Source organism: Nocardia vinacea NBRC 16497, assembly GCF_000308835.1.
Lineage (GTDB): Bacteria > Actinomycetota > Actinomycetes > Mycobacteriales > Mycobacteriaceae > Nocardia > Nocardia vinacea.
In genome coordinates, this window is record NZ_BAGN01000291.1 from 1 (window position 1) to 343 (window position 343).

At 64.4% G+C, this 343-nt stretch carries 1 protein-coding gene; it reads left to right on the plus strand.

Going from position 1 to position 343, the window contains the following annotated elements:
- The coding region (locus tag ON44_RS33530) for an acyltransferase domain-containing protein (protein WP_040697935.1) at window positions 1-343 on the plus strand (343 nt) is incomplete at both ends.

Genomic DNA, 343 nt, shown 5'->3' on the forward strand with positions numbered 1-343 from the left:
GAGCTGCGGACTGCGTATCCGGTGTTCGCCGAGCATTTCGATGCGATTGTCGGGCAGTTGGATCCGCTGTTGGGGCAGTCGGTTTCGCTGGATGTGGCGCTGTCGGACGAGGACTCGGTCGATCGGACGGTGTTCGCGCAGGCGGGGTTGTTCGCGTTCGGGGTGGCGTTGTTCCGGTTGCTCGAATCGTGGGGCGTGCGTGCGGATGTGGTGGCTGGTCATTCGATCGGTGAGGTCGCTGCCGCGCATGTGGCTGGGGTGTTGTCGCTGGCGGATGCGTGTGTGTTGGTGGCTGCGCGTGGTCGGTTGATGCAGGCGTTGCCTTCTGGTGGTGCGATGGTCG